Annotated in this window: 6 protein-coding genes; 2 read left to right on the top strand and 4 right to left on the bottom strand. The window is 58.1% G+C overall.

Annotation, left to right across the window (positions count from 1 at the left end):
• Positions 1-220: 220 nt before the first annotated feature.
• Positions 221-910: a hypothetical protein gene (locus P0D89_RS48865; protein WP_408369521.1), complete on the bottom strand. Its 690-nt coding sequence runs from the start codon at positions 908-910 to the stop codon at positions 221-223.
• 329 nt (positions 911-1239) lie between these two features.
• Positions 1240-1464, bottom strand: coding sequence for a helix-turn-helix domain-containing protein (locus P0D89_RS48860; protein WP_408369527.1), 225 nt, complete (start codon positions 1462-1464; stop codon positions 1240-1242).
• On the opposite strand from P0D89_RS48860, the gene P0D89_RS48855 reads away from it, so the two are divergent.
• Positions 1396-1554, top strand: coding sequence for a hypothetical protein (locus P0D89_RS48855; protein WP_408369530.1), 159 nt, complete (start codon positions 1396-1398; stop codon positions 1552-1554). The two genes, P0D89_RS48860 and P0D89_RS48855, sit on opposite strands and share 69 nt — an antisense overlap.
• 36 nt (positions 1555-1590) lie before the next feature.
• Here the strand turns inward: P0D89_RS48855 and P0D89_RS48850 are convergent, their stop codons facing one another.
• A complete protein-coding gene (locus P0D89_RS48850) occupies positions 1591-2943 on the bottom strand; it encodes an MFS transporter (RefSeq protein WP_408369518.1) in 1353 nt (450 codons plus the stop codon).
• A 1192-nt stretch (positions 2944-4135) separates the two neighbouring features.
• The gene (locus tag P0D89_RS48845; RefSeq protein WP_408369515.1) at positions 4136-6340 is read right to left on the bottom strand and encodes an OsmC domain/YcaO domain-containing protein; all 2205 of its coding nucleotides are present in this window, start codon (positions 6338-6340) and stop codon (positions 4136-4138) included.
• Between the two features lie 781 nt (positions 6341-7121).
• Here P0D89_RS48845 and P0D89_RS48840 point away from each other — a divergent pair.
• Complete coding sequence (locus P0D89_RS48840; protein ID WP_408369512.1) at positions 7122-8801, top strand: ABC-F family ATP-binding cassette domain-containing protein; 1680 nt, start codon at positions 7122-7124, stop codon at positions 8799-8801.
• Positions 8802-9093: the final 292 nt, after the last annotated feature.

Here is a 9093-nt window from a genome sequence, read left to right as displayed (position 1 = left end):
ACTGCCGCCGGTCGAACCTTCGTCCCTCAAGGGCAACTTACTGGATGACAACGGTCATCCATGTCGGCGCATTGGCCGACAGGTACGCTCGAGGGTGGCTCGACGTGCACCCGTTGCGCGGGGTGGTGACCACGCAGGACGAATCCGGGACCATCCATTATCCACTGGAACAATAATTTTCTTGCGGCCTGGCGCGTTACCTCTACTCTGGAAAGGTGTGTTATTTGCTCATGGCCGCCAAACCATTCGCAAAGAGAGTTGTGACGAAATAAGGGGTGAGCATTTCAGAGTTCTCGGGATAAATCTCATCCGTTGTTGGAGCAACTGCCCGATGAGATGTGGATCGGAGGAATTCATGGCGTTGGTCAAATGCAAGGAATTCGGGAGCGAGGCTCGCAGCAAGCCGACGAAGTGCGTCAAGTATGGCGCGCCCGGGGTAAAGCAGCAGACCGGCGCGGGAAAGATAAAGGGCGGCTTCGGGATTCTTATAGTCGGATCGTTGATCAGCGGGTGTTGCGTTTCGACCTATGGCGCCAAAGATGGCCACGACCCGATGAATCAAGCCCAGTCGTGCTGCAAGGACGACCTCCAATGTCTCGCAGAGAAAGCGATCGTTGCGGCCGACACCTATTGCAAGGATCCGATCGAGCGACTTGCGACGCACGCTGTGAGATGGACTGAGGCACCCAACGAGATGAAATTCAGTTACTTTCGCTGGACCGATCAGCCGGGCGGCGCGATCACATACGTTGGCGATAAGGCCGAGTTCCAGAACGACGTCGGCGCCTATACGCCGATCATTTACCAATGCGACCTTGCCAGTGATGGTCAGACAGTGCTTGCCGTCAATGCGACCGCTGGCAGGTTGCCGCGCTGACGACGTCCGGATCCAACCATCGAATTGAATCATCCCATTCGGTCGTACGTGCACGCTTAACATCGTTCACTGCTGCGGAAAGCGCTATCGGGAACCGGATTAAGTATTGACTTGAATCGGTCATCCCGCATTCCGTACTCCCGGACGACACCACGGGCATAGACAGAGCGCGAAGGTCCGCTTTCTGGTTCCGAATTGATAATCATCTGAAAGGCCTCCTGGCCGCCCCGGAGAAAGTGGCCGCACTGAGTCGGATGACGACCGACCCAGGTCGACCCGCAAGAGACGTTGGCTTTCCTCCAAAGCAGCCACTCCAAGCGTGGCGGAATGCGAAATGTGCCGCGCTCCTCGTATCCTGCATTTCAGCCGCAAGCCGGTCCACCTGCCCAGCCGGGCATGAAATACGAAACACTCGCCCGCAGGTTGGGGGGCATGCCCTGGCTCGTGCGATAGAGCAGACAGACTCCAAGGCATTCCACAAGGTTCTTGACGCGACTGCTGGCCGCAGGCGCAGATAGATGACACCGGCTCGCGGCGCGCGCAAGATCGGCTGTATCGGCCAGGACGGTGAGCAGGCGCAGGTCCACGAAATCGAAGTGCATGGTGAGATTTCTTTCTATGCTCCGTCCCCGGTCCGTGTCAGGACAGCAGCGGGTTCGGCGCAGTTTCCCGCGTGATGACGCACTGTCTGCAACAGCCTGCCGATGTGGTATTCAGTCAGGCATTCCCTGTCCACGCGTTTCGGGCAGAAACCACGGCAGCACGATCCCGAGCACGTAGGCCAGGCCAAGTGCCATCGCCGCCTGCGGCGCGCCGCCGAACGACTTGACGATCGTGCCGGCAAGAATCGGGAACACCCACGCGATCATCCGCGCCGCGTTGAATACGAAGCTGATTGCGGTCGAGCGCACGGTGCTCGTGAACAGCTCGCACGGATAGATCGCCATCCACACATACGCGAAACCGAGTGTGAAGAAGCCGTTGATCGGTGCGACCACCGCCATCGCCTCTACCGTGTGTGTGAGCTTGTATGTGACGAACGTGATCACAAGCGCACCGACAAACGTCAGCGAAATGAACGCGCGCCTTCCGATCACATCGATCACGAAACCGCCGACCGTGTAGGCGGCGATCGCACCGATCGTGTACGTAATCGACACGCGGGCGCCCCATGAGGCAGGGTCGGCAACATGTTCGGCCTTGCCAATCGAAACGGTGTAGGCCGGCAGCAAGGTGGAAATTGCCCACCAGCCGATCGTAGCAACGACCGACAGCAGGAACAGCAGCACCGTGCGGCGCGCGGCTTCGCGCTGCCCGAACAGCTGCGCGAGCGTGAACGGACGCTTGTCCTCGCGTGAGTGCTCTGCAGCATGCGTTTCGACTGTCGTCGCGTTCCAGCGCTTTTCGCGCACCGCAGTTTGCCACTTCTCCGACTCGTTCACACCACGCCGGATGTACAGTACAAACAACGCAGGCACCGCGCCAAGCACGAACATCAGCCGCCACGTCTCAGCACCGAGCGCACGTGTGGGTGCGAGCAGGTACCAGACCACCGCCGCTAGCAGCGTCCCCCAGCCGAAGCCCGACTGCAGGAATCCGGCACCTTTCGCGCGGGCGCGTTCCGGCCACGTTTCGGACAGCAGCGCGACGCCGGTACTCCATTCGCTACCCATCGCGAGGCCGGTGAGAAAGCGCAGCGCACACAGCGCGAACAGGTTCGGCGAGAGGGCAGTGAGACCTGAGAACAGCGCATAAAGGAACACTGACCACAACATCATTCTCTTGCGGCCGACATAGTCAGCCAGCACACCGCCGATCAGGCCGCCGAGCCCCCACCCGAGCAGTGTGATACCGATGACAATGCCCGCATAAACCGGTGTCGACGCGGCCTGTTCAGGCGTGAGCACCGAGTGCAGCATCGGCACGAGCACGACAACGAGCGCCAGCGTTTCGTAGCCGTCGAAGATCCAGCCAAGGAAGCTCGCGCGTAGCACGCGCCAGTGCATCGAAGTGAGTTCGTCGTACCAGCGGCTGCGCAGGCCGATGGACGTGTTGCCATGTTGCATTAGCGTCGTCTCCTTTGTTCGATTTATCGGTTTTCACCGGGCGGTGTGCACGAACTGCCGACGATCGGCAGGAAGCACGCACGGTGCCAGAGCGGCAATAACGCATCGCCGCGATGACCCTCGCAGGTCATCGCGCTCGGGTAGCGCGTTGAGTACGTCGACCAGCACTGGCGTAATTGTGTCGGTGCGCTGTTCGCTGCTGCACGTAATCGATTTCCACGTGCTGTACTCCGCAAAAGTCAACTGTTTAGCATGTGCTATCGCATGGGCGGGCACAATTCGAAAATGCCTAAGCCCTACTTAGCTTCCGCTTAAGGGACTATTGGCAAAGGCTTCTACGGCTGCCGACCTGACGCACCTCAGGGTAAGCGAGCATTGGCTAGCGGGACGCGAATTGCCCCTTATGGGGCCGCTTCAGAAACCGAAATTTAAACCACGCTGAGCCGTCGACGACGTGCGGCGGCGTCGGCTATCGCAAGCCCGACAACGTAGCATTGCCACCGCTGGCACGTCCCGTTCGGTTCATGCTCGTCGAGTCAAGTGGAGACCCGTCTAGGGATTTGGCCGCAGCCCATCAGGACTGAGTGACTGTCAACGATCTGGGAGAAGTGTCGAATGTCGCAAATTGGCCGAGGTTGTGTCAAAACGGAAAATCGCAAGGTTTTGAAGGGTCGCTTTACCATTGCCGACACTCGCCGAAGCCGTTGTAGGCCTTTCTCGCGAGCCGGTTTCGACAGCGCTCGAATGAAGCGCACGTTTTGACACGGCCTGGGTCGATCCTTGCCTGTTGGGCTTGTAAATGCCCGACTAGCGCCTTGCAGTCTTTTGGCGGCGAAGGCAATATCAATCCCGCTCAAGACGCCTTTTCCACGCGACAGTCGCTTGCAACTCGGCCATTCCCACTCGATTATCAAATACGCTTTCAGCTGCGTGGATTTAAAAAGGATTTGTCAGGCACAGTAGCTCCTCTACCCATCACATGCGCCATCGATTCCGTTTGACCTTCCGGCCGGCGACATGATCCCAAGATGGGATTCATATTGAGAGCCCTCGATCTGTCCTTCGTGTCTGACCATCAACGCTGGCGGCATCATCACTGATGCACGCCGGCACAAATGGTCGCTCGGGTATCCAACATGCGTTTGTGCTGGGGGATGAACGGCATCATCGCATCCAGCCATGACTCGAAACCCTAACGCGCTGGAGCTGTCACATTGGCCCGCGCCTTATGCAATTTTTTGTAACTGTCGATCAAGCGGTCGTGCCTATCGAGACCCTCCAGTTTCATACTCGTTGGCGTTAAACCATAGAACCGCACGCTGCCGTCTACTGACCCCATTACCGCGTCCATCCGAGCGTTGCCAAACATCCGACGGAAGTTGACCGTGTAGTCGTCCAGTTCCAGGTCGTCATCGAGCAGCACCTCCAGCACCACATTCAAGGCCTGGTAAAACAATCCGCGCTCGACCGTGTTGTCGTTGTACTGCAGGAAGGCTCCCGCCAGCTCTTGCGCCGCCTCAAATTGCTGCAGGGCGAGATGAATCAGCAGCTTCAACTCGAGAACTGTTAGCTGCCCCCAGTCCGTATTCTCGTCAAATTCGATGCCGATCAAAGTGGCAATATCGGAGTACTCATCTAGTTCACTGTTATCCAACCGCCCAAGCATTGCTGCCAGGCCCGCATCGTCCAGGTGATGCAAGTTCAAAATATCGGCGCGGAACAACAGCGCCTTGTTTGTGTTATCCCAGATCAAATCCTCTACCGGGTAAACTTCTGAATAACCGGGCACTAAAATCCGGCAGGCTACGGCGCCCAGTTGGTCATACACCGCCATGTACACCTCTTTGCCCATGTCTTCGAGAATTCCGAACAACGTTGAGGCTTCCTCGGCATTGGAGTTTTCACCCTGGCCAGAAAAATCCCACTCAACAAACTCGAAATTCGCTTTGGCGCTGAAAAAGCGCCACGACACTACACCGCTGGAATCAATGAAGTGCTCAACAAAGTTATTTGATTCAGTCACGGCGTTACTGACAAAGGTGGGCTGAGGTAAATCGTTCAGGCCTTCAAAACTGCGCCCCTGAAGCAATTCCGTAAGACTCCGTTCCAGCGCCACCTCGAAGCTTGGGTGCGCGCCGAACGAGGCAAAGACACCGCCTGTCCGCGGGTTCATCAATGTGACGCACATCACCGGGTAGGTCCCACCCAGCGACGCATCCTTTACCAGCACCGGGAAGCCCTGCTCTTCCAACCCCTGAATCCCGGCCAGAATGCCAGGGTATTTCGCCAGCACTTCGTGCGGCACGTCAGGCAATGCGATTTCACCTTCCAGAATTTCACGCTTTACCGCCCGTTCGAAAATTTCGGACAGACATTGCACCTGCGCTTCGGCCAGCGTATTACCGGCACTCATGCCATTGCTGACGAATAGGTTTTCGATCAGGTTGGACGGAAAATACGCCACTTCGCCGTCCGACTGCCGCACATACGGCAGCGAACAGATACCGCGCTGCACATTGCCGGAGTTGGTGTCGTACAGATGCGAGCCATACAACTCGCCATCGGGATTATAAATTTGCAGGCAGTACGCATCCAGAATTTCAGCCGGCAGCGCATCGTCAGGGCCAGGCTTGAACCAGCGCTCGTTCGGGTAATGTACAAACGCCGCATTGGCGATGTCTTCGCCCCAAAATGCGCCGCCATAGAAATGGTTGCAATTCAGGCGCTCGATAAACTCCCCCAACGCCGACGCCAAGGCGCTTTCTTTGGTTGCTCCCTTGCCATTGGTAAAACACATCGGCGAGTGCGCATCGCGGATATGCAGCGACCACACATTGGGAACGATATTGCGCCACGAAGCGATTTCAATCTTCATGCCCAAGCCCGCCAAACTGCCCGACATATTGGCGATGGTTTGCTCCAACGGCAGATCCTTGCCCGCAATATAGGTGCTGGCGTCAGAAGCCGGGTTCAACGTCAGCAACGACTGAGCATCGGCATCCAGGTTATCTACCTCTTCAATTACAAACTCGGGTCCGGCTTGCACCACTTTTTTCACCGTACAACGCTCAATAGAGCGCAAAATACCTCGGCGGTCTGCTTCCAGGATATCCGACGGCAACTCAACCTGAATCTTGAAAATCTGTTGGTACCGGTTTTCCGGATCAACAATATTATTCTGCGACAGGCGGATATTTTCGGTAGGAATATTGCGAGTTACGCAGTACAACTTCACAAAGTAAGCTGCACACAAGGCCGATGAGGCCAGAAAATAATCGAATGGACCAGGCGCCGAGCCATCGCCCTTATAACGAATAGGCTGGTCGGCCACTACCGTGAAGTCATCGAACCTGGCTTCAAGACGTAGCTTATCGAGAAAGTTGACTTTAATTTCCATGGGGGAATCCTAAAAATAGCGCTCAAAATGATGTAGCCGCTATTATCCGTCGCCAAGTGCGGTTGCACCAAACCGAAACGCCACGAGTTCCTCCCATTGTCAGAATGCGAGAACTACCAAGCGACAATCCAAAATATAAAGTCCTGTAAAAAACAGGGCTTTAATAGTCAATCAACTAGCAAATAATGTTTCCCGACGAAAATTCTGCTCCCACTCGATTGTCAATCCAGTGGCTGCACCCTTGCGGGAACGGGGTTGCTGCCAGCGTGTGTATCGACGATACCGTCACCGATACCGCAAAACCCAATCGGCAGCAACAGCCTTCGACATAACTTCGTCGGAGAATCGACTTGCGTTTTCGCTGAACGATCATAAACACTGGGCATTTGAGCACGATTTCTGCGGGGTTGCACTTTTCCTTATGTTTGCTCCCGGCTTTCGACACACCGACACGGCATTGTCAACGATCTCCGCGGTGACGTCGACCGACCGCTCATGGCCGGGAGCACGCATTTGCCCCGCCTGCCGGAGAGCTGCCGTTGATGAGTCCAACGGCCGCTCTAGAGAGCGTTCGCCGAGCTGGTGCTATCGCCCAGGAGCCGTCACTCACCGTCTGTTCGCTGGCCCCGCAGCCGGAACGCCCGATGCGCCAGTGCCCGCCTCGCTTTGTGGCCGGTGGGCGCCGCAAGGCGCAAGCGGCTCTTCACTCGTGCGACCAGAAAAGAGACAGCCCTGTACGTCCGGTCAGCTATCATGCCTATCCCCTCCGAAGTAGCTCCTTATGATTTCCGTCCGTAATGTCACGCTGCGCCGTGGCGTCAATGTCGTACTCGACCGCGCGTCCGTCACCTTCACCCCCGGTGAAAAGATTGGCCTTGTCGGCCGCAATGGCGCCGGCAAGTCATCCTTCTTCGGCCTTCTCAACGGCACGCTGCACGAAGACGGCGGCGAGTTCTCGATTCCCGCTGCATGGAAGATGGGCCAGGTCGCGCAGGAGATGCCGGAGACCGAGCAGAGTGCGACCGACTTCGTCATCGAGGGTGACACCGTACTGCTGGCGGCGCAGGCCGAAGTAGCCGCCGCTGAGGCCAGCGACGATGGCATGCGCATGGCGCACGCCTACATGGCCCTGCACGACGCCGGTGCACATGATGCCCCCGCACGTGCCCAAGCGCTGATCCTGGGCCTTGGCTTCAGTGCTGCGCAGCTTAGCCAGCCGGTCAACAGTTTCTCCGGCGGCTGGCGCATGCGACTGCAGCTGGCGCGCGCGCTCATGTGCCCGTCCGACTTGCTGTTGCTCGACGAGCCGACCAATCACCTCGACCTCGACGCGCTGGTCTGGCTGGAAGCGTGGCTCAAGCGCTATCAAGGAACCTTGGTAGTGATCAGCCACGATCGCGAATTCCTCGACGCGGTGACGCAGGTGACGGTGCACGTCGACAACGCCAAGCTCGTGCGTTATGGCGGCAACTACAGCAAGTTCGAAGACATGCGCGCTGAGCAACTGGTGTTGCAGCAGGCCGCGATGGCCAGGCAGGTGGACAAGATCGCCCACCTGCAGAAATTCATCGACCGTTTCAAGGCCAAGGCCTCGAAGGCGAAGCAGGCGCAGAGCCGGGTCAAGGCGCTCGAACGCATGGAGAAGATCGCACCAGTGCTTGCCGACGCAGAGTTCAACTTCGAGTTCAAGGAGCCGCTCAACGTCCCGAACCCGCTGCTGTCGATGCTGGACGCGAGCTTCGGCTACGCGGCGCCGACCGGCGCACCGCCGGGCACGCCGCCGACGGTCATCGTGCGGGGCATCAACCGATCCGTGCTGGCCGGGCAGCGCATCGGCATTCTCGGTGCCAACGGCCAAGGCAAGTCCACTCTGGTGAAGACGGTGGCGCACGAGCTGGCGCCGATTGCCGGCGAAATCAGCGAGGGCAAAGGCCTGAACATCGGCTACTTCGCACAGCAGGAACTCGACGTGCTGCGTCCTCTCGACACGCCGATGGAACACATGATCCGCCTTGCCAAGGACACGCCGGCGCACATGCGTGCCCCCGGCCAGAGTGGCACCGAACAATCGCTTCGCACTTTCCTCGGCACCTTCAACTTCAGTGGGGACATGGTCCATCAGGCGGTCAGCACGATGAGCGGCGGCGAAAAGGCGCGGCTCGTGTTGTGCATGATCGTGTGGCAGCGCCCCAACCTGCTGCTGCTCGACGAGCCTACCAACCACCTCGACCTGGCCACACGCGAAGCGCTAGGCATGGCACTCAACGAATTCGAAGGCACAGTGATGCTGGTCAGTCACGACCGGTCCCTGCTGCGCGCGGTATGTGACGAATTCTGGCTCGTTACCAAGGGTGGCGTCGAGCCCTTCGACGGCGATCTGGACGATTACCAGCAGTTCCTGCGCGACGAAGCCCGTCGCATGCGCGAGCAGGCTGCCGGGGAGCAGAAGGTCATTGCCTGATAACCCCTTGCAGTTCCAGTTTGGAAGCTGCCATAGCGCTCGCATCGAGTCGGAGGGGCACTTACGGCCGAAAAGTACGCATTCGTCGATGTCGCAGCGGCTGTTCACGATTTTCGTTTTCGAACGACCGCTGTGCTGCAGTGAGCGGGCATCCCGACATCAACATGCGAACCGCGGCTCTGGCCGATCAAGCAACGTTCACCATCTTGAATTGAATGGCCGCTTCCTGGGTGGAAACGACGTCTGAATGTCCCAGCGACGGTGCGGGCGAATGACGCTTCCTGGCCGAATT

Origin of the sequence: Paraburkholderia sp. RL18-085-BIA-A (genome assembly GCF_046027075.1) — a bacterium.
Classification (GTDB): domain Bacteria; phylum Pseudomonadota; class Gammaproteobacteria; order Burkholderiales; family Burkholderiaceae; genus Paraburkholderia.
Note: the sequence above shows the minus strand (reverse complement) of the source record. Positions and strands in the feature narration are given on the sequence as shown.

What these genes read in the sequence shown, in the direction of transcription:
- P0D89_RS48845 (WP_408369515.1), bottom strand. Translation starts at nt 6,340, where the DNA reads ATGGAAATTAAAGTCAACTTTCTCGATAAGCTACGTCTTGAAGCCAGG.
- P0D89_RS48865 (WP_408369521.1), bottom strand. Translation starts at nt 910, where the DNA reads ATGATTCAATTCGATGGTTGGATCCGGACGTCGTCAGCGCGGCAACCT.
- P0D89_RS48850 (WP_408369518.1), bottom strand. Translation starts at nt 2,943, where the DNA reads ATGCAACATGGCAACACGTCCATCGGCCTGCGCAGCCGCTGGTACGAC.
- P0D89_RS48855 (WP_408369530.1), top strand. Translation starts at nt 1,396, where the DNA reads ATGACACCGGCTCGCGGCGCGCGCAAGATCGGCTGTATCGGCCAGGAC.
- P0D89_RS48840 (WP_408369512.1), top strand. Translation starts at nt 7,122, where the DNA reads ATGATTTCCGTCCGTAATGTCACGCTGCGCCGTGGCGTCAATGTCGTA.